Source organism: Lysinibacillus sp. NPDC093692 (assembly GCF_050280125.1).
GTDB lineage: Bacteria > Bacillota > Bacilli > Bacillales_A > Planococcaceae > Lysinibacillus.
The window spans coordinates 83,383-109,113 of the sequence record NZ_JBNNUW010000007.1 but is presented as its reverse complement, the minus strand read 5'-3'; the positions used below and the strand labels follow the sequence as shown (position 1 = coordinate 109,113).

The window sequence follows — 25,731 nt, the reverse complement described above, 5'->3', positions numbered from 1 at the left end:
TCTACAGCCCCTCTTTTACTATGATTTGCTTTACTTTTTCGTCAAATTCAGCAGACTTCTTTACATAAACACTGCATACCCAAAATGACATGAAGATAATTGAAATACCGTAAATCCACGCTAACGTAATGTCTCCTATTACTTGGACGTTTAATATAGTTGTAAACAAGGCTAGGAATGGTAAAGCTAGAGAATATGCCAAATAAAAAATGGTGTATGAAATAATAAACTTTTTCTTATTTAAAAGTAGTTGTTTAAAATCCTCCGAAGTGGAAATTTTGTTATAATCTATTTGTTTGTTGTCTTGTTGTTCGATGTCTTGTTTTACACTACTCTGTTCTTTTACTAGCTCCAAATTGATAGCACCTCTTCCTAATAATTTAATAGGGTTCTTAAATGCTTCTAATTTTTCGATTTTTAATTTCTATTAAAAACTACTAGTTTTAGCTCTGTCATTTCCTCTACAGCATATTTTATTCCTTCTCTTCCAACTCCACTTTCCTTCACACCTCCATAAGGCATGTGATCTACACGAAACGTTGGAATATCATTAATCATTACGCCTCCAACATGAAGGTTTTCAGCTGCTGTTAACGCTGTATGAACATTATCTGTGTAGATTCCCGCTTGGAGACCATATCTCGAATCATTTACTTGCTCAATTGCTTCCTCTACTGTTTGAACTTTATTGATGATAACAATTGGAGCAAACACTTCTTGACACGAAACTTTTAAAGAAGAATCTGCATTTAATAATACTGTTGGCAATAGAATATTCCCTTTTGCGATTCCCCCGGTTGCTACTTCTGCTCCATGTTGTTTCGCTTCATGAATCCAATCTAAAGTACGTCCCACATCTTCTTTTGAAATAAGCGCTGAAACATCCGTACGTGGATCTAAAGGGTCACCAATCTTGAGTTGTTGAGTTTCTTCAACGAATTTTTGCACAAATGTTTCGTACAAACTTTCATGAATATAAATTCGTTGTAATGATATACATACTTGACCTTGGAAAGAAAAGGCTCCCTTCACACAACGATTAATAATTGAATCTATATCGATCCCTTTATCAATAATAACGGCAGCATTTGAACCCAGTTCTAATGTCACGCGCTTCAGTCCTGCTTTGTTTCGAATACCAATTCCAACAGCTGGGCTTCCCGTAAATGTAATAGCTGCAATTCTATCATCGGTCACGATTTTATCTCCCACGACTCTTCCGCTTCCAGTAATCACATTAAGAGCTCCATTAGGTAAACCAGCCTCCTGTAACAACTCTGCTAAAAAGAAAGAAGATAGTGGGGTTTGAGATGCTGGTTTTAATACAATTGTATTTCCTGCGGCAATGGCAGGACCTACTTTATGGGCAACTAAATTCATCGGGAAATTAAATGGAGTAATCGCTCCAATAACCCCAATAGGTTCTCGCACCGTATATGCAACTCGTTTTTCTCCACCTGGTGCAGCGTCCAATGGAATTGTTTCTCCATGAATTCGCTTTGCTTCTTCAGCTGCAAACTTATACGTTTGTATTGTCCGTTTCACTTCTTCGATCGCAGTAGCAATTGGTTTAGCTGCCTCTAAAGCGATAATTTCTGCAGCTTCATCTAAACGCTTCTCAAACAAACCTACCAAACGTTCCAAAATAGCTGCACGTTCGTGAGCTGGCATTTTCGCCATTACTGTTTTTGCACGACATGCAGCTTCGATTGCCTCATTCACTTCTTTTTCATTAGCCTTAGGAATATATGCAATAACATCTCCAGAGTATGGAGATGTTAGGGATGCATGTTCAGTGGCCTCTTGCCATTGACCATCAATGTATAAGTTTTTCTTTCTTGCTTGTACTTTTAAATTCATAGTCTACTCCTTTCTAGCTTTCTATTCATTAGATCACTAGCTCATCTTTTTTCATGTATTCATTCATTCCGTAGGACTCATTCTGCTTGCCATATTTATAATCTAGCCACTTTACCTTAATCCGCTTCTTGTATGGGTATACAGAACAATCTTTTAATTGTATTAATAATGAAGGGTGTTGCTCATTTATAGATATTTGGTGGCAGGTTCCATCATAATTATTACCATCTATTTCAACTTGAATATGGTAAATACCTGGTTTAGGCATTCGGTATCTCTTTTTTACTATTAATTTAAGAAACTGATGGTTGTTGTAAAAAAGGGAACTTTGATTTACTTCTCCATTAATTTCATAAAAATCGCCAAGGTACATAGGAATCTTTTGCACATGACCTTCATCAAGCAATTTTCGGATTGCTGTTGAACTAATTTTTTCATCATCATGTTGGATCTTTGGAACAGTCGTTACTTCCAAACTTCCGGGATTATACTCTGATAACGTTTTCATATTACCGAGTCCTTTATAGCCATAATGATAATCAAAGCCTGCTACAGCATGTATACATCCAAGTCCTATAATGTATTGTTCAACAAAATCGTTAGGAGAAAGACGAGCAAACTCAGGGCTAAACTCAACAACAAATAACTTCTCAACACCCAGCTTTTCAAACCGATCTTCTTTCAAAGGAAGCGGAGTTAAATAAGTCATTGGCTCCAAATGAGGAAAGAGTATATCTTTTGGGTGCGGATAAAACGTCATAACACCAAAGGCGCATTGTTTTTGCACAGCAATTCGTTTTGCTGTTTCAAGAATTCTTTGATGGCCGATGTGAACGCCATCAAAAAAACCAAGAGCCAAAACACAAGCTTCCATTTCAGTGAACTTTGATTTATCAATTGAACTTTTAATAGTAATTGTCTCCATCGTTTGCCCTCTCCTTTTATGTTAAGTTAACTGCGGTGCAGTGATCTGGCCATATTTTCCTGCAAAGAATGTCAGAGGGTTTCCTTCACGAAGAACAATTTCTTCCACTTCTCCAAGGAACAGTGTATGGTCACCAGCTACTTGCTTTCCATATACAGTGCATACAATATTAGCTAGTGCATCCTTTACTACCGAGATTTCGTTTAGGCGGTCAAATTCTGGTTCTCGCTTTTCTTTGATCTGGCCGGCGAATAACATGGAAATTTCTTGCTGGTCTTCCGATAAAATATTTACTGCAAATTTACCGGAACGGTTAATTTTATCGAGCATTTTTGCATTTTCTTTAATTGATATTAGTACGAGTTTTGGGTTTAGCGACACTGACATGAAGGCATTTGCTGTCATGCCATGTGGCTCTCCATCAATGTCCGTTGTAATAACTGTTACGCCCGTTGCAAATTTACCCATCGCATCTCGAAATGTACGATCATCCATTAAAATTCCTCCATTCCTTTTATTTAAATAACAAGCTCTGGTTTGCGCTGTGCTAGGTTTGGTGCTTTTGATTGAATTTGTTCATTCGTTTCAATATCTAAAAACGGAGATGTTTCATTAAACCAACTGTCCGGTGCTTTTGCCCCCCATAATGTTTGACGACGTGGGTCATTTAAATCCCATCGAATCGGCTCGAAGTCATTGTCACTTGTTAAGTAATCTCCGTTATACAGCTCTATGCGATATCCATCTGGATCTCTTAAATACAAGAAAAACGCATTGGATAAACCGTGGCGTGCTGGACCTCTTTCAATGTTCTCTGAATAACCAAGAGAAGCTAAAACATCGCAACAATGAATTAGAGCAAGTGGATCCGGTAGCCAGTAAGCAAAGTGATGAAGACGCGGACCATCTCCGTTCATAAAGGCTTGATCGTGCACGGTCTGTTTGCGATGGAGCCACGTAGCCCAGATACTTCCATCTTCTATAGTTGTATATTCAGAACATGCAAAGCCTAGCTCGTTGATAAAGAAGTTGTAAGCTTTTTCTACATCCGGTACAGCACAGTTTACGTGGTCAATCCGCTGAATTCGTGCACCGCTGTATAAATCGTAGCGCTGAAGTAAGCGCTCTGCTTTTTCAATCTTGCAGAAAAATTCAAGAGGCATTCCTGAAATATCATGTACATGCAGTGCACGCCCAAGAGCATGCTGAGTACCTTCCTTTAGCCACTTTGTTTTTAAGCCTTTTGCTTGAAACAATTCAGCCAGACGGTCAAGATCTTCTTCTTTTTCTACTTTGTAACCGAGTGCGTGTACCCCTAACGTCTCGGACTTTTTAAGGACCAAGCTGTGGTGTGTGTGTTCTTCAAGCCCTTTCAAATAAACACAGTCGTCCTTAGTTTCCGTTTCAATCATACCGAGCGCTTTTACATAAAAATCTTTTGAACGGTCTAAATCCTTCACATTTATAACAGTTCTGGCAATACGAATGATATTGAAATCCATACTCCTCATCTCCCTTAATCGATTAATTAGTTATTTTTTAACTAACGCTTCTGATCGATTCAAAAATTCTTTTACACGATCAACATATTCTTGTTTGTCATACCCGTTATAAAGCGTACTTGCCATTCTAACTGGATCACCGAAGAAGAAGCGCTCATAAAGTGTTTGTCGAGTACCGAATGAACTTATACATACATCCCATGCCAAACGATAAAGTTTCACACGATCATAAGCATCTCCAGTGGCTGATTGTAAATACTTATCAAGATCCGGACGAATTTCAGAATTGAAGTCTGCTTCTGCTGGAATCGCCATTAAGCCACTTGCACCCATTAATTGCATAATTTCTGTAAAGCGTGGGTAAATTTTCGGGAAGTAATGACGCGCTGCATTTAACGGTGCAAATTCTGGTGTCATAGTTCCCCATCTATCCACTTTTGCATTTGCTTCGGCAGCAACGACATATGCTTTCATCGTTTCAAGTGCAATAATTACCTCAGAGATTTTCTCCTGTATATGTTGGTATTGGCCAATATTAATGGTCTCTGCCATTAATTGAAGAATACCAAGTACAAACTCTGTTTTCGCGATATTTTTTGATACAACTTGATGTGTCATATGAACAACTGCATTACTTTCATTGTAGGCCTGGTTGCACACATTAACATCACCAAGAGCAAAGACTCGATTCCACGGAACGACAACATCATCAAACACAACAATGGTATCCATTTCTTCAAAGCGAGATCCTAGTGGATGGTCGAAATGAGACTTACCATAATCAAAAGATTCTCGACAAATAAATTTCAAGCCCGGTGTGTTATTAGGAATAGAAAATGCAAATGCATATGGATTTTCTTCAGCTGATTGTTTTAACAAAGTAGATGGGAATACCATGATTTCATCGGTAATACCACCTTGAGTAGCAAGTAATCTTGCCCCTTTGATAACGACCCCTTCAGATGTTTTCTCTTTATTTCGTGCTGCAATATACGGATCTGGAAGCTGTGCTGAATTTACTCCCCTATTGACTTGAGGCTGAATCAACGTATGTGTTAAAGATAAATCATTTTCACGGCAATACTCGTAGTAGTTGGCCATGTTTTCGGCATAGATGGAGTCCTGTTTTCCGAACATTTCTGCAGCCGAACCATACGCCATCATCCCGACATTAATGTAATCAGGGGAACGTCCCATCATGCCACCATTATATTTCGCCCATTCTTGCATCATTTTGCGACGTGTCACCAATTCTTCTTTTGTTTTTGGCTGAATAAAAGATGTCCCTACCCGTTCACCAGTTGTTGGAGATACATATGTCATGTAATCCTTTTTGTCTGGATCATGTTGCAAATCGTAAAGTTCTGCCTGAGTTTTCATTACTCCTTTAAAAGCTGGATGTTCTGAAATCTTTCCTTCTACTCGTTTGCCATCAATCCATATATTTGCCTGTGCATTATCGACTCTTTCAATATATTGCTCTCCTGTTTTTGCTGGCATTATTGTGTCCCCCTTAGAAAATAGTTTTTACTTCCCAAATTGCGGAATATGATGGTCACCTATAGCAACATGGATTACCTTTGGTTCTGTATAGAATTCAAACATTGCGAAATGACCACCCTCTCTTCCAATTCCACTATCTTTCATACCGCCAAATGGAATTCGAAGATCTCGTACGTTTTGAGCGTTAATCCAAAGCATACCTGCTTCAATAGCATCCGCCATACGATGTGCTCGTTTTAAATCTTTTGTCCATACAAAGCCAGCTAGTCCGTAAGATACGTCATTTGCCATATGAAGTACTTCTTCATCTGTTTCAAATTCGATTACGGCCATAACGGGACCAAAGATTTCTTCCTGACATACTCTCATGTCATTTTTTGCATTTAATAAAAGTGTCGGTGGTACAAAATTACCTGCCTTTACCTTCTCCGGAACCACGCCCTGAACTACTTCACAACCTTCTTGTTTAGCGATTTCTATATATTTTTTTACTTTGTTGTAGTGACCTTTTTCAATTAGCGGACCAAGCTCAGTTGATGAATCCATTGGGTCACCAATTTTAATGTTTGCGACACGTGCTAATAATTTTTCAACAAATTGAACTTTAATATTTTTATGCAAGAATACTCGAGAATTGGATGTGCAACGTTCCCCGTTAAAAGAGAAAATCCCCCATATTGCTGCATCTAAAGCTCGTTCAAGATCTGCATCATCAAATACAATTAAAGGTGATTTCCCACCAAGCTCCATCGAGGTTTTCTTTAAAGTATCCGCAGAATTTTTAATAATAGTGGAACCTGTAGTCGTTTCACCTGTAAATGAAATCGCTTTCACATTTGGGTGAGCAACAAGAGCAGCCCCTGCTGTTTCTCCAAATCCATGAACGACATTAAAGACTCCATCAGGAACTTTAGCTTTATGAATAATTTCAGCTAATTTATTTGCAGTCAATGGTGAAAGTTCAGCTGGTTTTAGCACAACAGTATTTCCAGTTGCTAATGCAGGCGCTACTTTCCAAGTCTCTAACATGAATGGGGCATTCCATGGCGTAATTAACCCTATAACTCCTAATGGTTTATAAACTGTATAATTAATGAATTCATCATCCATTGGGTAAGATTCGCCATGCAATTTTGTCTCAACCATACGTGCATAAAAACGGAAATTTTCTGCAGCACGTGCGGTTTGATTTCTCGTTTGGCTAATTGGTAGACCTGTATCTAATGATTCTAAGAAAGCGATTTCTTCAATCTCCTCATCGATGAGATCTGCAATTCTATTAATATATTTCATTCTTTCTTTCAATTTCAACTTGCCCCACGGACCATTCTCAAACGCTTCTTTTGCTGAAAGAACTGCTTGATTTATATCCGCTTCACGCCCCTCAGCGATATAGTTGTTTATTTCATTAGTAAATGGATTTTTATTTTCAAAAATAGCATCTGATTTACTGTCGACAAACTGTCCATTAATATATAGTTTTACATTTGCTACTTGCTTGTGTACGTGATTTTTTTGAGTCTCAGTTACTTGAACTTGCATGTTATTACACTCCTCATTCTTCTCTTACTCCTATAACAAGGAGTAAGAGAATTTTTTAGATTTTGAATAATTATTTAGTTACAATCTCATTTGACAAGATGCCATATTGATTTAAAACTTCACGAATTTCGTTTTGAAGTACCTCAGATGGTAAATCCATTGGCTTGCGTAAAACTGGCGTAATTTTACCCATCATGCCCAGCGCTGCTTTTACTGGTCCAGGGTTAGTCTCTTTAAATAACACATCATTTAATGTCATTAATTCAAAATGAAGATCTAACGCTTTTTCAGTGTCTCCTTCCTCCCAAGCATTGTGCATTTCTGCTACTTTCGCCGGTGCAACGTTTGCTGTAGCGCTAATAGAACCTTTCCCACCGATTGTTAACATTGGGTAGCAAAGAAGTTCAATTCCCGAGAATAGACTAAAATCTCTACCACAATTTAATAGCACCCGATTGACATGTTCAAAATCTTTATTTGACTCTTTGGCACCAATAATGTTCGGACAATCTTCAACAAGTCGAGCCATTGTTGTTACTTCCATATTCACTCCTGTTCTTCCAGGAATGTTATATATAATTATTGGAATATCCACGGCATTGGCAATAGTTTTATAGTGTTTATATAATGCTTGCTGGGAAGGCTTGTTATAGTATGGAACAATGACCATCGCAGCATCTGCTCCCATTTCTTGAGCAGCCTTTGTTAGCCGAAGCGCTTCATTATGATTAACTGATCCCGTTGCTGGTATAAATGGAACTCGTCCGTTAATCGTTTTACTTGCTGTCTCCATCACAAGCTCTCTCTCTTCGATTGTTAGAGAACTAGGTTCCCCAGAAGTCCCGGTTACCGAAATACCATGGCTCCCACTTTCTATTTGCCAGTTAATTAAACTTTTAAATGTCTGTAAATCTAAACTTTCATCTTCCTTGAATGGTGTAATAACTGGTGCAATCGAACCTTTTAAACTTTCCTTAGCTTTTCGAATTCTAGACATTTTATCTTCTCCTTTTCTACCTTTTCATGGAATCGTTTTCAAGATTAATGTATCATTAAGTTTAAAATATTTAAAATATTTAAAAAGTTTGTAACGTATATAAAATAAATATGCTTTCTAAGGAGGAATTTCATGGATATAAGACAATTGCGATACTTTGCCACTATTGTTGAAGAAGGCCAAATCACTAGAGCAGCGAAAAAGTTACATATGGCCCAACCCCCCCTTAGTCAACAGCTAAAAGCGCTGGAGGAAGAACTTAGTACTCTTTTGATAGTACGAAATGGAAAGAATATAGAACTAACAGAAGCAGGAAAAGTTTTGTATAAGAGAGCTACCAATCTTTTAAATCAGATTGAAGAAACAATTATGGAAGTGAAAGAGGTAGGAGAAGGTCTTAAGGGAATCTTATCAATTGGATCTGTAAAAACATGCTTTTCTTACCTACCTGAACGCATTCGCTTTTTCCGAGAAAAGTATTCAAACGTAACATTTCGTTTATACGAAGGGGATACCTATCGATTATTACAAGATTTAAGAAATAGGCATATTGAGGTTGCGATAGTGCGGTTACCTTTAGAAGCAGAATCAGATGACTTATCTTCACTGCCATTACCTCCGGACCATTTTGTTGCCGTTATCCCTGAGACGTGGAATTATGAAAATACATTAAGACTAGATGAACTTTCAAGTATGCCACTAATGTTGCTACAACGTTTTAAGGGTGTTGGTCAATACGAACTGGTTATAGAAGCTTGTAGAAAATATCACTATGAACCAAATATTGTCTGTCAATGTTCAGACGCTGCTATGATTATGTCCCTAGTTAGAGAAGGTGTCGGTGCTTCCTTACTCCCAAGGTCTGTCTTACATTCATTTTCTATGAATGGCCTGAAAATATTGGAGCTTGAAGAACTAAGTATTCAATCAGATTCCGCCGTTATCTGGTTAAAGGACCGTTACCTTTCAAAAAGTGCTATTAAATTTATTGAAACTTTTAAGAAGGAATACAGTTTAAATATTTCACATGTAGAATGACTCAATAATTACATGATTCTATATATCATGATGTGTTGAATCAGTTTTAAAGATTTTAATTACTCCCTTCTACCAAAGAGAGTATGACAGTGGATGCTCTAGAGGTGGTCCACTCTATTGTTGAATCAAGAAAGTGGCTATTATATGGATGTATATAATGTGTCTGTTTTCATCTGACACCTTCCTTTTCTGCAAATTAAAAGCCCTCCACAGATGATTGTGGAGGGCTACGAATTAAACGCCTAAAGATTCTCTTATTTTGCTTACTGCATCTTCTATTTCATAAGATGTTTCAAGTACCTCAGAATTTTCTTGGTGATTCGATTGAATGTACCGAATGATTGTATATAAATCATCAATCATTTCGTCATCATTTTTATATATTTTCATTTTGTTCCCTCCTTGATGCTACTTAATCATAACAAAAAGATGGATGAAGGCATAAAAATAACGCTAGCTTATGCTACATTTACTCGTTTACTGTAACATGATTATGTATGTAAAAAAGAAAATGGCGCACATTGTACGCCAAGTGTCATCAAATATAATACTTGGAAAATTAGTGAAACATTAAAATCAGTTTAACTATCATTCATTGCGTCACACACATGCAACAATATTAATGAGAATGGCTCACCTGTTAAAACTGTATAAAAAAGATTGGGGCATAGCTGAGCTGCCGTAACAGAAGATCGCTATGTCCACCTCACCGAGAAAATGGCCAGAGATGATGCGAACATCTTTGATTCATTCGCTCAAGATATATAAGAATTGATAACGTATTTTTTTATGGTGGTTAAATGGTGGGGAACCCTACCATTTAACCCTTATATAAATTATCTAAATACGTTACAAACCCTTATCACTACTGACTTATCACTACTGAATTACTTCGAATCATCCATCTTCAGAACAGCCATGAATGCTTCTTGTGGTACTTCGACTGAACCTACTTGTTTCATACGTTTTTTACCTTCTTTTTGTTTATCAAGAAGTTTTCGTTTACGAGAAATATCCCCACCGTAACATTTTGCTAAAACGTTTTTACGCATCGCTTTAATTGTTGAACGAGCGACAATTTTTTGTCCAACAGCTGCTTGAATTGGTACTTCAAATTGTTGGCGTGGGATTAATTCTTTTAGTTTTTCAACGATGACTTTACCTCGCTCATACGCAAAGTCACGGTGCACGATAAAGCTTAGTGCATCGACTTGCTCACCATTTAATAAGATATCCATCTTCACTAGTTTTGAAGTCTGATAACCAATGAGTTCATAGTCAAATGACGCATAGCCCTTCGTATTTGATTTTAAATAATCAAAGAAATCATAAACGATTTCTGATAACGGCATTTCATAAATAATGCTGACACGTGTAGTATCGATATAATCCATTGTCATGAAGTTACCGCGTTTTAATTGACAAAGCTCCATAACAGCTCCTACATAATCGTTCGGTACCATAATGGTAGCTTTTACATATGGTTCTTCCACTCGATCAATTTTTTGAGGATCCGGCATAAATGACGGGTTGTCAACTTTAACTGAAGATCCATCTGTCATGTGAACATTGTAAATTACAGAAGGCGCCGTTGTGATTAGATCAATGTTAAACTCACGCTCAATACGCTCTTGAATGATTTCCATGTGTAAAAGCCCTAAGAAGCCACAGCGGAAACCAAATCCCAGTGCTTGCGATGTCTCTGGCTCATATTGAAGTGCAGAGTCATTAAGCTCTAACTTTTCTAACGCTTCACGTAAGTCATTATATCTCGCTGTATCGATTGGATATAATCCGCAGTATACCATTGGATTTAAACGACGATAACCTGCTAATGGCTCAGCTGCTGGGCGATTAGCAAATGTAACTGTATCCCCGACACGAGTATCCCCTACATTTTTAATGGAGGCTGTTAAATAGCCTACGTCACCAACTGTTAATTCAGACTGTGCTACAACTTTCGGTGTGTGTACACCAACTTCGATAACTTCAAATTCTGCTCCAGTAGCCATCATTCGAATTTTATCGCCAGGTTTTACTGTACCATTCATAATTCGAATGGAAATAATAACACCTTTATAAGCATCATAAACAGAGTCAAAAATAAGGGCTTGTAAAGGTGCTTCTGGATCACCAGTTGGTGCAGGCACTTTCTCTACAATTTGTTCTAAAATATCTTCAATTCCGATACCAGCTTTAGCAGAAGCTAAAACCGCTTCAGAAGCATCTAACCCGATTACGTCTTCAACTTCTTGACGAACGCGTTCTGGGTCTGCAGCTGGTAAATCGATTTTATTGATAACTGGTAAAATTTCAAGGTCATTATCAAGAGCTAAATAAACATTTGCTAGTGTTTGTGCTTCAATACCTTGTGCTGCGTCTACAACTAAAATAGCACCTTCACAAGCAGCTAAACTACGTGATACTTCATATGTGAAATCGACGTGCCCTGGTGTGTCGATCAAATGGAATGTATACACTTCGCCATCTTTTGCTTCGTACTTTAATTGTACCGCATTTAATTTAATCGTAATGCCTCGCTCACGTTCTAAATCCATTGAGTCAAGGAGCTGTGCCTTCATTTCACGAGATGTTAATGATTTCGTTTGCTCTAAAATACGGTCAGCAAGCGTTGATTTCCCGTGGTCAATATGTGCAATAATAGAGAAATTTCGAATATTCTCTTGTCTTTTTAAACGTGCTTCTCGGTTCATCTTTTCCACTCCTAATTAAACTATAATGAATTATACTATGAATGATATGCAAAGTACAACAACAACTAGACTAGAAAGCCTATTACATCAATACTTGTAAGTGTTTTATGCGGTTTTTAGATTTTGCAGGTTAATGTATATTACAGCATGATTTCGAGGCTATTTGGGGCTAGTTTGGGACTAATAAAATACGGCGAGCGTGTGTAAAAGAATGCGTAAGTCAGAAAGAGTGAGGCTAATTGCTTCAATCTTTTTTGTTGGTAAATTATAAGAATATCTCACTTACATAAAAATAGCACTATACATATTTGTCCAAGGAATATGTTCAGAACATCTTTCGCATTTATCTACATTTTTATCACGTAAAATACCACTCTCTAAAAAGACATGCCATTGTTTATCCGATTAATAATAAACTTCACGAGTATAATTCGAAAAATTTCCAGAAGATTTACGAGGCAGATATCAAGAGATCGACCTCTTCCTCACAGATGAAAATGATCAAATCCACTGCGAAATATTAGGAGTATTTGTTGGAATTGGCTAGAGATCCATACACTGATGTTTGATGAAGATATTCGTGGATTATGTTACGGTTCTAACTTAATTATTAGAAATCGAACAAATTACTTAACAAATGATATGCCTCTCCGTTTGTCAGAATTGTGTCTAAGTTATGTCCAGACAAGCTGTTAAACCGCTAGGCGCTTTTATAATGCACTTCAAGACTCCACAAAAAGCTGATTGGCCATTTTACAACGGGCAATCAGCTTTTTTGTCGTTTAGAGATGATTAATATACGTTGAATTGAAAACTACTCGCCACTTAGCTAACGCTTGAAGTGGGAGTCTTCTGTCGGGATCTGAAAAAAAAACTACCGACAATTATTTTCGCCTATCACAGTAGGCGCCTCTGAACGATAGAATGGCATCTTTATCCAATATATCCAATGAAGCAATAGGTGCTTACCCGAATTGCCACGGACGATTTGCGCCCGCCTTTTTCCTTGGCTTATTGGTCCCTAATTCTTCTCGACTCATAATTTGGGGTTCCATTCCCTTTTCGATTTGCGAACTAAGTGCTCTCGAAAGTGTATACACATTCGGTGCAAAATAGACTCGATTTGACTCTAATTGGCAAATAGGACAAATTGATTTGTCTTTATTCCCTGCCATCGATTTAAAAAATAACGTAAAATCTCCACAATCATTGCAACGAAATGTGTAACTAGGCAAGAATAAACCTCCTTATCCTATCATTTTGGCATAATATTTTTATCGAATATTTTTGTAGGGATTGCAATGGTACAACAAGCATTTGGAACATCAACTATGCCATTGATTCGACTTTCAACTGGTGCTGTACTCAGCAACATATAGGCTTGTTCACCTGTATAACCAAGCGTTTTTAAATACTCAATGGCATTCAAGCATGCCCGACGAAACGCAAGATTAGCATCTAAATAATGTTGTTTCCCATCCTTATTATCTACTGAAATCCCTTGGAAAACGAGGAAATCATTATAGTTTGGATCTACTGGGCCCGGTTGGAATACAGGATTCTCGTAAATTTTATAGGTTTCCATGCCACCTTTAATGACATCCACCTTTAGATCAATCCATCCTGCCATCTCGATACCACCACAAAATGTGATTTCTCCATCCCCTTGTGAAAAATGAAGATCTCCTACCGATAACTTAGCCCCTTCCACAAATACTGGGAAGAAGATTTTCGACCCTTTAGATAGATTTTTAATATCACAGTTTCCGCCATTTTCCCTTGGTGGTACTGTTCGAGCTCCTTCCTTAGCTACTCGATCAAACTCAGCCCCTTTTAATGTGCCGAGCACTGCCCTCTCCGGAGTCGGTGCATTGGCCAACGTTGGAACCCGGGCCGGGTTGGTCATGATGAGTTCTTTTTCTCGTTCATTCCATTTTTGCAAAAGTTCCATAGAGGGAGCAACGCCTATTAAGCCAGGATGGACAATCCCAGCAAACTTCACACCAGGTACATGTCTCGAAGTCGTATAAATGCCTTCAAAATCCCAGATTGATTTAGTTGCTTCTGGAAATTCGTCAACTAAGAAACTTCCCCCATTCTCTCTTGCGAAAATGCCGTTAAACCCCCACGCCGAATCTTGAAAAGTACCAATATCTAAAATATCTACGACAAGTAAATCTCCAGGTTCAACGCCGTTCACATAAACCGGTCCACTCAACACATGAACACGTGCAAGATTCACATCCCGAATATCATTTGGACTATCATCATTTTTAATTTGTCCATCTGTCCAGTCTTTACATTCCATTCTAAAAGAAGTGCCTGGATCTACTGAAAATGCTGCTGGTATGTCTGGATGCCATCGATTGTGACCAGGATGCGCCTGTTCTTCCATTGATTTGCTTAAATCTAGTTTATACAGAGTTTTCACCATTTGCTTTACTCCCCCCAGTTTCTATGTAAGTGATGTATGCGATTTCATATTATCAAAGATAAATAGTAACGTCAAATTATTCTGAATATTCTATCTCTAGACTGAGAAATAAACTAGAATGAATTGAGGGTAGTCAAATGGATTATTTCTTATTTAAAAACCACACACACTCAGTATTCCCTTCAACTCATCTTAATTACCTAAATTTTCTGATTATTTAGCAGAAAAATGGATGCATACAACTACTATTTATATAAAGTTGGATTATTTAATTTCTTTGTCATTTATTGTGCATCTAAAAATGGTTTGTAACTAGGCTCATTAATCTTTTTTTATGCAAATATGTATCGACAATAAAGTACAGTATACTGGAACGCCAATGTAGAATGAAAATCTCGTATCTGGACTGTAGGCTGAGTCTATAAAAATTTACGGTCATGTATTGAAGGAATTAGAGGAGCAGTCTGTAAAATTGTTTAGTCAAAGTTTATTGGCAAGTGGGGAAAATTCCGGGGCTAATAACTAGTCTCAAACGCTCTGAACCCTTGATACAAAAGGGATTCTTGAAACTTCAAACAAGTATGAATTATACTATGAACCTTATACAAACCACAACATTAGAACGGCATAATTCCGTGACATCCGCCGGAGGCTTTGGGCCAACACGATGTTGGTCACTCAGTCGTTGCCACAGGACGTGGCGTACTTAGACTGAGTTCCTCTATTTCAGCGGGTGTTTGGACAACCACTGAAAGAAGTTAAATCAATGGTTATTTTAAATAGAGTGCCAGAGTGCTTAAGATTTTCCTACAAAAAATATCCAGCTACACTTACGTGCACTCTGGATATTTTATTACTAAATTATATATTGACTGATTGTTGAATTAGGCTCGTTAACGTATTAATACCTTTTTGTTCTAAATGTACGCCATCTGGAGCAAAAAATTCTGGATGATTAATAGCAGTCGAATGCCAATCAATCAATGTAATATTATCATGCTCTTGAGCTTTTTGTTGTAATGAATAATTCACTTTACCTTCCCAAGCACGTGGTACCCGAGTATTCACTAAATAAATATCGGCATTGACGAAAGCTCCAAGTAGTGCATCAATCTGATCATTCGTAAAGAAACCATTTGTGCCAAGTTGAATAATAACAGCTTTATTTGGCTGATTAAAACTAGCATAATTAGGTGCCAATTGGATTGCTTGTGAAACTTGGCGGCCAATTTTTGCATCAATCGTAATGTTTGGATAGATATTATGCAAACTTGAAGCGATGTCTATCATTAAAGAATCTCCAATTGCTAATATTCCATTATAGGATTCACTTTCAGGGTTAGCAGTTGTATCATTTTCACCCTGCTTAGGTTCTTCTTTGTCAGGAGGGCTAGCTTCAGCTTTTTCATTCTCAACATTCCCTGAGTCGCTTTCTAGTGCTTCTTTTTCCGCTACGGCATCATTCTGCTTAGACGGTTGTTCTCCACCATCGATTTTAATTTCTGTTGGTTGAGACTCTTTTGACTCCGTTTTTTCTTCACCTACTACACCTGTCATCCCAGTAAAAAATACTAACAGGAATAGTGGAACGAGCACCGTTGAAATTTTTCTAGCAATTGTAAGGCTGCTCCACTTATTTTTATTAACGACAAGGTGCTGTCGATAGTAGGCACGGAATCCTTCCTTCCGTATTGGCATTTCGATAAATCGATACGATAATTCAGCAATCATTAAAATAAGAACTAATTGTAATGCAACTCGCCAGTACGCAGGATTACCTATTTCATGGACTGGCGTACCCAATACCATAATCGGATAATGCCATAGATAAATTCCATACGATCTTGAACCTATCCAACGCAGAGGCTTCAACGAAAGTATTTTTCCTAAAATGCTAATTGGATGACAAACACACGCTATTAATATAGCTGCATTCAAACAGAATAGGAACATACCTCCTCTATATAAGAAAGTTTGATATTCATCTACAAAAATAATACTTAAAATGAAAATACTAAAAGCAACCAAACTTATTGCATTTAGTTTATTGACATGGTCGGTAGATAATTTTTGAGAAGATAGTCTTTTCATCGGCCAAACGAGCGCTAGCCAGCAGCCTATAAGTAATTCAAAAGAACGCGTATCTGTCCCATAATATACTCGACTTGGATCCGCTCCTGGTTCATACATTATGCCCATTAACACAGCTGAGCATATTGCAGCGATAAAGATATAAATGGCTAATTTAGCCTGCTTTTTAACAAGATAAAGCCCTAGAATTAACACAATTGGCCAAATTAGATAAAATTGTTCCTCAATGGCTAAAGACCATAAATTTTTTATAGGTGAAGGAGATCCAAAACTATCAAAATAAGAGAGTTTATGAAAAATGAACCACCAATTACTTGAATAAAAAATAGAGGATATTGCATCTCCACGCAATGTATCTAGAAGCTCCTTATGAAATAAGGTAGCCCAAGCGAATGAAGTAATAATCATTACGTATGCAGCAGGTAGTAGGCGTCGAAATCGCCCAATCCAAAATGCCCCTAATCCTACCGTTAACTGATTTCCTTTTAAGGGTAAAACAGTAGAAGTAATTAAGTAACCCGATAAAACAAAAAAGATATCAACTCCTAGGAACCCACCACTGGCCCATTTGAAGTTAAAATGATAAGCTATCACAGCTAGTACTGCTAAAGCTCGAACCCCGTCTAACCCAGGGATATAACGATGATTGACTGCCTTGCCTGACATAATATTCCGTCCTCTTCTTCCGGTAATCCATAAACCTTTGCGACATTTTTATAGTGTAAACGTTAGTTTTAAGTTACATCGTCCCCTTTTAACGATTGAATCAGTGCATTCACTTATATAAATGACGGATGAGTATTGATAAAAGTTTACATTTTATCACATAAACAACATGAAATTTTTCTCATATGTATAGTTGCCCCCTTTATCCTTTTTGGAATAAAGGTTCATTTTCCCCATAAAAAAAGCATCTCCAAAAAGGTAGATGCTTTAAAAGCGTATTTCGCCTATTGCATATGCCGCAAAACTTTTACAATTCAAAGTCAAATCTTTATGTGCTGACTCGAAAATTATAAGGCAAGAAACGAATAATTAAAAGGCTTAACCTCTATTTTTCCTAAAAAAATTTCTAGCATTTTTGTAAACAATTATTCTTTTTAAAAATATTAAATGTAACGCCTAATTGGCAAAAATAGAGACTATTATGATATTCTCTAATATTATTGTTTTTACTATTGTTTTTCTGTAACAAAAGATTTTGCTATAGCTTTTCCTATTACAGCAATTGTACGATTCAATTCTTCTTCTGTATTGTCAATTCCACCTATTTCGATTAAAATCATTTCTTTTGTTAAATCTTGATTATAACGTCCATCCACATTGTCACCACTTTTTGATATAACACCTCTAGAAATTTTCGGCACGATTTCATTCATTGTAGCTGATAAACTTTCTGCATACGCAGTATTCCATCTATAATTTTTATGCTCTGCACCAATGACAATTGCAATCCGTGCATATGATTCGTTATTATGAGTTATCGTTGTCGCATTTTTCCTGGCAGAATCTCGATGCAAATCAATCACTAAATCGTAGGATTGCTCTTGTAAACGTTTTGCTAAATAAGGACGTACAACGTTGTAAGCTGCCGGAAAAAGTTTTTTCTGACGTTTTAATTCCTTCATCACATCAACATCTAAAACGTCCGTTTGTATACCGTTCATACTAAAATGCTTAGAAATAGTATCTTTTAAATTAAAAATATTTGTTTTTTCATCATAAACTGCCGCTTTCCCGCTAACAGCTTGCACCATTGGTTGATATGATTCCTGTGAATGCGTAAATACTAACAATACTTTAAATGGATCTTTTATTTCCTCTTTAGTTTCCTCTTTTGTCTCCTCTAGGACACTTTGTTCAGGTAAATTAGTAGCGGCAAACACGACTGGTTTATCCTCTGGCTCTTTAATCGGAGTCGATGCTTGCTTGTTGAACGGAAGTTGCCCAGCAATGACAGGTAATACGAAGAAGAACAATAATAAACCAAATGACCACTGTAGTTTTTTTAGCAAAGTCACACCCTCCTCCCCTTATCGTATGGAGAGGATGTGCCTTTTAGAACGGAAAAAATTATAGATTATTTGCCCAATTCATAAGCATAGATGATACGAGTTTTGCATAATTATCTATCCAATAATCGGCTTCTTTTGGAGTAACCATCAGCTGTTTATGCGAGCCTGCGAAAGTCTCTGCAAACAATTGCTGACGCTCTTCTTTAGACCACGTAGCCCATTCACCAAAAATCGGCTGTACTAAAGACATGTCTAGTTCTTTATTTATATCTGGTTGCCAAGAAGACAATGACAATTTTGATGAAGGGTTACTCCGCTCTGACACTCGTGCAGCTATAGAGCGTAGCATTACCTCTACAGCATCGGCAATTAATACAGGTGCATCAACTACTGTAGGGATACCAATTGCAGTAACAGGAATGCCTAACATCTCATATGAGATCTCCTTACGCTTATTTCCTACGCCTGAACCAGGGTGTATCCCTGTATCCGTTAATTGAATTGTTTTACATAAGCGATCACTAGCTCTTGTTGCAAGTGCGTCTACAACAATAATTAATTTTGGCTTTAAACGTTCAGCTATGGCCGCCACAAATTCACCAGTTTCATATCCTGTTTGCCCCGTTACACCAGGCGCATACATGACGAACTTTTCATCAATTACATCTAAACTATGCAAATGATCAATAAGATATGGTCCTATAGCATCAGGTGTAATTGTACGATTACCTAGACCAATAATTAATATTTTGTCATCTTCTTTCCATGACATGGATTCATGCATTTTTTTAAAATTCCCAAGCAATTCTTTCTCAAGCTGCTCAAATCCATCTCGATCTTCTAACGTCAAAGTAGGCACAGAGAGAGTAATGTACTGCCCCTTCTTTTTCCCAATTTGCTGCTCGCCTTCTGCACTTACTACTACATCAGTGATTTTTACCCGACCAGCATTCCGATCTTCAATTTGAATACCACTCGACTCTTCAAGCGTTTCTTTTTGTTCTTTCGTTTGATGTAATACAACCTCTTCAGATTCATCGATTAAATCTGTACGTTGCCAATTAAAATTTTGCATACAGTTCACCTCAACTGTAGTTTGTTCAAACTGTCAAGTAAATATTCTTTGCATTTATCTATTGCAATTTGGCCAAGCGTTTGTTAAAATGATTTTTGTTGTATTGACACAAGAAATCAATGAGAAGATATCATCTCGTACCTATTTTAGGAGGTGAAACATATGCCAAACATTAAATCTGCGATTAAACGCGTAAAAGTTAACGAAAAAGCTAACGCTGCTAACACTAAAGCTAAATCTGCAATGCGTACTACAGTGAAAAAAGCTGAAAACGCTGTTGCTGCTAAAGCTGAAAACACACAAGAACTTTTACAAGCAGCTTACAAATCTTTAGATAAAGCAGCTTCAAAAGGACTTATCCACAAAAACGCGGCGGCTCGTAAAAAGTCTCGCCTTGCTAAAAAAGCGTAATTGTTGTAAAAGATCAGTATACTCTATTAAGGGTTGCTGATCTTTTTATTTATAAGAAAAATCAATTACGCCTAAAAGAGCTGCCCATATCGCTTCGGACAGCTCATCAATAGTTGTTTTTATTCTACACAACCGTTATCCCTTAAAGTCGGCGAAGTAAGAAGAGTTCTAAAAAACGCTCACGATTGCCTCCTGTTGATTTCAGTTGTAAATCGACCTCTGCTAACTGATATAAAGCCTTCAATAAGCTTTCCTCTGACGGACGATTACGCTGCTCAACCATTAACTTGACACGATAAGGATGTATTTTTAAATTTTTTGCGATTTGCTGTGGATGATAACCCTTTTTTAATAAATAAAAGACATTGGACATCGTACGCACATTTGATGCAAGTAATCCAACAAGCATGATAGGCTCTTGCTTTTGACGTAGTAAATCGTGATAAATAGACAATGCTCCAACAGAATCGTTTGCAAAGTAAGCATTTAACATTTTAAAGGCATCCTGCTCTAATGTTTTTGCTACTAAATCCTCGACTAGCGTGGCAGTTATTTCACCACCATCTCCAACATAAATAGTCAGCTTCTCAATTTCCATTTGCAACTGTAGCATATTTGGTCCAACCATTGCGACAAGCTGCTCAATCGCATTTTGTTTTATGCTGTTGCCTTCTGCTTTCACTATACTTTGTATCCACACTGCTAAGTCCTGTTCCTTTGGAGTTTCAGCTTGGACTAATAACGCATGCTCCTTCATCATCTTTGTCACTTTTTTACGTTCATCCAATTTCTCATACGGCGCGATAAATACTGTTACTGAAAAATCAGAAGGGTTAGCGAGCCATGATTCTAAACGCTTTATATCATGGTCAATTTTTTCTTTTCCCTTTTCTGTTGCCTTTAAAAAAGATGCGTTTTTAGCAATAATAAGCTTTCGCTCAGAGAAAAAAGGAATGGTATCTGCTTCATCTATAACGACATCTACTGGCATTTCTTCCAAATCAAATGTTGACATCTCGATCTCTTCTTCGGACCCTATCGCTTCTTTTAACCGTTTAACTGTTTCGTCTATAAAATAGCTTTCTTCACCAACGAGTAAATAAACTGGTGAGAGCTGTCCTTTTTTAATATTATTCCAAACCGTTGAAATCATAATTTTCCCTCCATGTAGCAATACTACTAGTATACATGATTTTTATTCCTCTGTGACTTTGACCGAATTGTGTCGATTCCTTGCCATATGGCAAATTCTCCGTTTCTTTATAGCTTTTATGAAATTGATGTCTTATAATAAATAACAGAATTGGAGGGATAACAATGAATCCATTTGAAGGAAAAAACATACAATGTAGCCGTAACGATGCAACCGATTCTGGAGTTGGCTTCGGTGTATCATTTGGGATGTTTACGCTTATGTTTCTTATCGCAATTATAGTAGAAGTAGCATCTAGATAATTAATTTTATGTCTAGGAAAAGACCTTGCTCATTGGACAAGGTCTTTTTCCTATTGCACAGACCAACTATTTTTACGAATTCTTACTTCAATCGTCCCATCTATTCCAGTTGTTAATGTAGATAAATGTCGACTTGTAAAACGCTCCACAATCTCTTCATTTGGATGACGGTAACGATTATTGAGCCCAGCGCTGAAAATGGTTAGTTCGGGCCGTAACAGCTCTACAAACGGCTCAATACTTGATGTTTTACTACCATGGTGCCCGGCCTTCAACAATGTCATATCCGCTAACTGCTTGTTGTAAAGTTGAAGAAGCTCCTGTTCGCCATGCTCCTCTAAGTCACCTGTTAACAATGTTCGAAATGAGCCCTGTTGCATATATAAAACGATTGAATCATCATTGCCCTCATATAGAGTGTCTCGGGGCCATAAATAATGAAAACTAGTGTTTCCGATGCGCCACGCTGTTCCCTGCATTTTTTCTTTCACAGGAACTCTTTTCTTTTTGGCTTCCATCAGTAAATCCCGCATTACTGGCTTGTCCATTGAACCAGGGGTGAGGTGAATTTCATGCATGTTAATCTCTTGCAAAATCTCTTCAGCGCCCTCTACGTGATCAGCATCTGCATGAGTGGCGATAAAAATATCAATGTTTCGTATCCCTTTTCCTTTCAAAAACGGTACAACAACTTGCCTCCCGACCTCATATGGACTTTCTGACGTCTTCCATATATCCTGCTGCTCAAAGCGTAGTAAGCCACCGGAATCAATGACATACACAGCCTTTCTAAACGGTAATTCAATAACTGTACAATCACCTTGACCAACATTTAAAAAAGTCAGTTTAGTTTCGCTAAACAGCATCGGCAAAAAATGAATACATAATGCAGGAATGAAGATCACAACTGCAAATTTGCCATACTGTTTTATCTCGATAAAATAGAGGCCTGCTAATACACTTATTAACGCCACGCAAATAAGCCATATAGCAGGCTTCCCTGGCGACCACAGCTGAAACGGCAAATCCTGAAGATATAAAATAAACTTCGTAAGCCAAACACGGAGCGGCTCGTACAAATCAAATAAAGCTTTTGCTACTGGCATTGATAGTATTGTTATAACAAACATGGTCATATTAAAAGGCAGAATGACAAAGGAAAACAGTGGTACAAAAATAATATTTGCTAGAAATGAAGAAATAGAAATTTCATAAAAATGATGGAGCAATAATGGATAAACAAGAAGCTGGCACACGAATGTAATGAAAAATAAGCGGATTAACCAGTTCGCGAAAAGTCTAAAAATGACAGCTGAATAGACGAGACTAACCGCTGCTAAATATGACAATTGAAAGCCAATCTGATAAATGACACCTGGCTCAAGAAGAACAAAACAAATAAAGCTAATGGCTAGTGCATCATCAATAGATACGTGCCACCTAAAGTACCGCATTAACATGATTAATTCTACGACAGATACTGCACGCCATACGGAAGGAGCACCTCCAGCTATCACCCCATATATAGGTAAGATAATGAGTAACACTAAGGTCGCTATTTCCGTCCTTACGCCTATACGTAGAAGACCTTCAAAAAACAACCATGTGACGAACGCCACATGTAAACCAGAGATAGCAAATATATGTGTGATGCCAAGCTTTTGATAAGCTCTTTGAAGATCATGGTCGACTTGATCCTGCAATCCTATTAGAAGTGATTGTGCCTCTGCAACTAGCGACTTCGGGAATGTTATTTCAATATGTTTTTTCATATAGTGTCTCTGTTTAGCAAGAAACGAACGAATGGATTTTTTCTCTTCTATAAAGGTCCAGTTTGAAACTTCATATATTCCCCTAGCACCTTTACTGATTAAATATTTTTCCATAGAAAACACATACTCATGCGCGGGTGGAAGGGGTGCTATTAGTTCTCCTTGAACAAGATAGGTCCTACCTGTCAATGACATAGTTTCATAAAAGCGTTTCTCATCTTCTGACGAAAAAGTATAGACGACATACAGCTTCTCATCTGTTTCAGTTTTTACAAAGCCTCTGAGCTTTTGACCATTTATTTTATATTCGCTCGACCAAGTTATTGGGAATGTTGACGGTAGAGGGGAAGAACCCGTCAGTTGGAATGTAATGATGAAGAAATAGGAAAGAAATCCAAAGACAATCACAAGCGCTGAAATTAAACGTATTTCACCTTTCCATTTAATCCAGAATGCGAAAAGTAGAAGAACGGCAAGTAGCCAAGCTGACTTGTGTGCCGCTATTGAAGCAACAAGTACAGCTAGTGCTACGTAAATCCATTTATGCTTTAAAGCTTTTTGCCAAATAATGAACTCACCTTCTGTTCATATGGAAGCAATTTTTCTGCTGGCATACCACTTTCACGAAGTTCGTTTAGCATGTTTATGTACAAGGCTAATTTTTCGTCGCTTAAGAAGTCGATTTTACGTTCATCAAACGGAACGTGTACTACCTCTACACCTGCTTTTTCAAATAACTCTTGTGCATAAGGGTTATTTTTATAATCCGTAGCGTAATACACACGTTCAATCCCTGCTTGAATAATAGATTTCGTACATGGTAGACATGGGAAATGTGTAACATATAAGTCTGCACCTTTTGTAGGCGTCCCATATTTAGCACATTGTAGTAGTGCATTCATTTCAGCATGCACTGTGCGCACACAATGGTTATCAACCACATAGCAACCATTTTCTATACAATGTTCATCACCTGTAATTGAGCCATTATAGCCACCTGCAATAATTCGCTTATCTCTAACGACAGTTGCTCCTACTGCAAGCCTTGTACATGTACTACGTAATGCGAGTAAATGGCTTTGCGCCATGAAAAATTGATCCCAAGTAATTCGCTCCATATGACTACCTCCGAAATTTTACTTATATTGTTTATTTACGCTGTGCTTTTATTGCAACAGTCCTTTTCTACTATAGTGTAGCCCTTTTTGAAAAGAGTCGTCAATATCTCAAAACTTACTGCCGTTACAGGTGTGTTAATTAACCATTCTTATCCACTCTAATTAATTAGAAGGCACTGATTTCCGCTACGAGCTACCGCTTCGCTTTCGCACAAAGCAAGGCTTCCTGCGGACGAGCGTCGAGCCGCTTCCTCCGCTAGGTTGCTTTCGCTGCGTTAGCACTACGCCTTCGCACGGAAAACATTCGCTCCGTGTAGGTCTCGTCTGTCTCGCTTCCCTGCTGGAGTCGGGTAGCCCTACGCTACAATCAGTTGAAAATGGGAATATATTAGCAAATAGCAACAAAAAAATATCTTTTATCGACCTATTTTTCCAAATAAACATACCTGCTACCATTACTTAACTGTAATAAAATCCTTCAGTTTCTCAAATGTTTTGTCGCCAATACCACTCACTTTTTTTAAATCCTCAATTGTTTTAAAGCCACCATTTTCCTCACGGTACGAAATAATACTTTGTGCCTTTGATGGACCAATACCTGATAATGTCGTAAGCATTGCTTCATCTGCTTTATTTAAATTGACCTTTTGCTCTTTCATACCGTTGTCGCCTTGTGAAGTTCCACCAGTAGGCATCGTCAAAATAGATGAGGTAATCTCGTCTAGCTTTTCACCCTTTTGAGGAATGTAAATAACCATTTCATCCTCAACTTTTTGCGCATGATTAATGAGTTGCGTATCAGCATCCTGGGTATAGCCACCTGCAAGATGTACGGCATCTATAATGCGTTTATCAGGCTGTAACTCATAGACACCAGGATACATAACAGCACCCTTTATATCAACAAACACCTGCTGTATGACCGCTTCATCAACAGATTCTTTTATTTCATGTTGTTCAATAGGTTGGATTGTTTCAATGAGCTCTTCTTGGGGAGGTGAAGAGTCAGAACTCGAAAAAAAGAAGTAACTAAGTCCACTGATAACAAGTATGCCGGGGATCAACATACTTTTTTTATACTTTTGCCAAAAAGATTGGATCATCAACTAACATCCTTTCCTTTGCAAAAGGTAATCATATGGAGTCTATTTCATCTTACAATATCATTCATGCGTTGAAAAGATAAATTATCTATTAAGACAAAAACGAAGATATCCCTACCCTTTGCTTATTATGACACTGACATAATGATGTGAAATCATGTTATTATTGGAATCAT

At 37.5% G+C, this 25,731-nt stretch carries 22 protein-coding genes and 1 pseudogene; 4 read left to right on the top strand and 19 right to left on the bottom strand.

Going from position 1 to position 25,731, the window contains the following annotated elements; all coding sequences use genetic code 11:
* Position 1: 1 nt before the first annotated feature.
* The 8 genes from ACQKN4_RS09970 to hpaI all read right to left on the bottom strand — a co-directional run bounded on the left by ACQKN4_RS09970 (position 2) and on the right by hpaI (position 8,329).
* Positions 2-355, bottom strand: a complete 354-nt coding sequence (locus tag ACQKN4_RS09970; protein ID WP_170939056.1) for a DUF485 domain-containing protein — start codon at positions 353-355, stop codon at positions 2-4.
* Between the two features lie 62 nt (positions 356-417).
* Positions 418-1,860: an aldehyde dehydrogenase family protein gene (locus ACQKN4_RS09965; RefSeq protein WP_427483563.1), complete on the bottom strand. Its 1,443-nt coding sequence runs from the start codon at positions 1,858-1,860 to the stop codon at positions 418-420.
* Positions 1,861-1,888: 28 nt separating this feature from the next.
* Positions 1,889-2,785, bottom strand: coding sequence for a cytidyltransferase (locus tag ACQKN4_RS09960; protein WP_427483562.1), 897 nt, complete (start codon positions 2,783-2,785; stop codon positions 1,889-1,891).
* 21 nt (positions 2,786-2,806) lie between these two features.
* On the bottom strand, positions 2,807-3,280 hold the full coding sequence (locus ACQKN4_RS09955) for a flavin reductase family protein (protein ID WP_079563523.1): 474 nt from the start codon (positions 3,278-3,280) through the stop codon (positions 2,807-2,809).
* A 23-nt stretch (positions 3,281-3,303) separates the two neighbouring features.
* Positions 3,304-4,287 (bottom strand): 3,4-dihydroxyphenylacetate 2,3-dioxygenase, encoded by a 984-nt coding sequence (hpaD, locus tag ACQKN4_RS09950; protein ID WP_427483561.1) that lies wholly within the window; start codon positions 4,285-4,287, stop codon positions 3,304-3,306.
* A 30-nt stretch (positions 4,288-4,317) separates the two neighbouring features.
* Positions 4,318-5,787, bottom strand: a complete 1,470-nt coding sequence (hpaB, locus tag ACQKN4_RS09945; RefSeq protein WP_427483560.1) for a 4-hydroxyphenylacetate 3-monooxygenase, oxygenase component — start codon at positions 5,785-5,787, stop codon at positions 4,318-4,320.
* A 27-nt stretch (positions 5,788-5,814) separates the two neighbouring features.
* Positions 5,815-7,332, bottom strand: a complete 1,518-nt coding sequence (hpaE, locus tag ACQKN4_RS09940) for a 5-carboxymethyl-2-hydroxymuconate semialdehyde dehydrogenase (RefSeq protein WP_079563526.1) — start codon at positions 7,330-7,332, stop codon at positions 5,815-5,817.
* 70 nt (positions 7,333-7,402) lie between these two features.
* Positions 7,403-8,329 (bottom strand): 2,4-dihydroxyhept-2-ene-1,7-dioic acid aldolase, encoded by a 927-nt coding sequence (hpaI, locus tag ACQKN4_RS09935; protein WP_079563527.1) that lies wholly within the window; start codon positions 8,327-8,329, stop codon positions 7,403-7,405.
* A 132-nt stretch (positions 8,330-8,461) separates the two neighbouring features.
* On the opposite strand from hpaI, the gene ACQKN4_RS09930 reads away from it, so the two are divergent.
* Complete coding sequence (locus ACQKN4_RS09930) at positions 8,462-9,367, top strand: LysR family transcriptional regulator (protein ID WP_079563528.1); 906 nt, start codon at positions 8,462-8,464, stop codon at positions 9,365-9,367.
* A gap of 234 nt (positions 9,368-9,601) precedes the next feature.
* Here the strand turns inward: ACQKN4_RS09930 and ACQKN4_RS09925 are convergent, their stop codons facing one another.
* From ACQKN4_RS09925 to fmdA, 4 genes are all read right to left on the bottom strand, one after another.
* Complete coding sequence (locus ACQKN4_RS09925; protein WP_170939016.1) at positions 9,602-9,757, bottom strand: hypothetical protein; 156 nt, start codon at positions 9,755-9,757, stop codon at positions 9,602-9,604.
* A gap of 497 nt (positions 9,758-10,254) precedes the next feature.
* Positions 10,255-12,081 carry a translation elongation factor 4 gene (lepA, locus tag ACQKN4_RS09920; RefSeq protein ID WP_079562889.1) on the bottom strand — a complete coding sequence of 609 codons (1,827 nt, stop codon included), beginning with the start codon at positions 12,079-12,081 and terminating at the stop codon, positions 10,255-10,257.
* A 965-nt stretch (positions 12,082-13,046) separates the two neighbouring features.
* Positions 13,047-13,316: an FmdB family zinc ribbon protein gene (locus ACQKN4_RS09915; protein WP_240518341.1), complete on the bottom strand. Its 270-nt coding sequence runs from the start codon at positions 13,314-13,316 to the stop codon at positions 13,047-13,049.
* 20 nt (positions 13,317-13,336) lie between these two features.
* Positions 13,337-14,515 (bottom strand): formamidase, encoded by a 1,179-nt coding sequence (fmdA, locus tag ACQKN4_RS09910; RefSeq protein WP_079562888.1) that lies wholly within the window; start codon positions 14,513-14,515, stop codon positions 13,337-13,339.
* A 424-nt stretch (positions 14,516-14,939) separates the two neighbouring features.
* On the opposite strand from fmdA, the pseudogene ACQKN4_RS09905 reads away from it, so the two are divergent.
* Positions 14,940-15,041 (top strand): annotated as a pseudogene (locus tag ACQKN4_RS09905) (tyrosine-type recombinase/integrase); the annotation flags it as partial.
* 335 nt (positions 15,042-15,376) lie between these two features.
* On the opposite strand, the gene ACQKN4_RS09900 reads toward ACQKN4_RS09905, so the two are convergent.
* From ACQKN4_RS09900 to gpr, 3 genes are all read right to left on the bottom strand, one after another.
* A complete protein-coding gene (locus ACQKN4_RS09900; RefSeq protein WP_427483559.1) occupies positions 15,377-17,272 on the bottom strand; it encodes an acyltransferase family protein in 1,896 nt (631 codons plus the stop codon).
* A 509-nt stretch (positions 17,273-17,781) separates the two neighbouring features.
* The gene (gene spoIIP, locus ACQKN4_RS09895) at positions 17,782-18,627 is read right to left on the bottom strand and encodes a stage II sporulation protein P (RefSeq protein ID WP_240518340.1); all 846 of its coding nucleotides are present in this window, start codon (positions 18,625-18,627) and stop codon (positions 17,782-17,784) included.
* A 52-nt stretch (positions 18,628-18,679) separates the two neighbouring features.
* Entirely contained in the window at positions 18,680-19,696 is a 1,017-nt protein-coding gene (gene gpr, locus ACQKN4_RS09890) for a GPR endopeptidase (RefSeq protein ID WP_427483558.1), read from the bottom strand.
* Positions 19,697-19,858: 162 nt separating this feature from the next.
* Between gpr and rpsT the strand changes: the two genes are divergently transcribed.
* Complete coding sequence (rpsT, locus tag ACQKN4_RS09885) at positions 19,859-20,107, top strand: 30S ribosomal protein S20 (protein ID WP_079562884.1); 249 nt, start codon at positions 19,859-19,861, stop codon at positions 20,105-20,107.
* 142 nt (positions 20,108-20,249) lie between these two features.
* On the opposite strand, the gene holA is transcribed toward rpsT, so the two are convergent.
* Positions 20,250-21,260, bottom strand: coding sequence for a DNA polymerase III subunit delta (gene holA, locus ACQKN4_RS09880; protein ID WP_079562883.1), 1,011 nt, complete (start codon positions 21,258-21,260; stop codon positions 20,250-20,252).
* Between the two features lie 164 nt (positions 21,261-21,424).
* Between holA and ACQKN4_RS09875 the strand changes: the two genes are divergently transcribed.
* A complete protein-coding gene (locus tag ACQKN4_RS09875; RefSeq protein WP_079562882.1) occupies positions 21,425-21,562 on the top strand; it encodes a YqzM family protein in 138 nt (45 codons plus the stop codon).
* 50 nt (positions 21,563-21,612) lie between these two features.
* Here ACQKN4_RS09875 and ACQKN4_RS09870 read toward each other — a convergent pair whose 3' ends face one another.
* From ACQKN4_RS09870 to ACQKN4_RS09860, 3 genes are all read right to left on the bottom strand, one after another.
* Positions 21,613-23,742 (bottom strand): DNA internalization-related competence protein ComEC/Rec2, encoded by a 2,130-nt coding sequence (locus ACQKN4_RS09870; protein WP_427483557.1) that lies wholly within the window; start codon positions 23,740-23,742, stop codon positions 21,613-21,615.
* A gap of 140 nt (positions 23,743-23,882) precedes the next feature.
* Positions 23,883-24,452, bottom strand: a complete 570-nt coding sequence (locus ACQKN4_RS09865) for a ComE operon protein 2 (RefSeq protein ID WP_079562880.1) — start codon at positions 24,450-24,452, stop codon at positions 23,883-23,885.
* A 455-nt stretch (positions 24,453-24,907) separates the two neighbouring features.
* Positions 24,908-25,555 carry a helix-hairpin-helix domain-containing protein gene (locus tag ACQKN4_RS09860; protein WP_427483556.1) on the bottom strand — a complete coding sequence of 216 codons (648 nt, stop codon included), beginning with the start codon at positions 25,553-25,555 and terminating at the stop codon, positions 24,908-24,910.
* Positions 25,556-25,731: the final 176 nt, after the last annotated feature.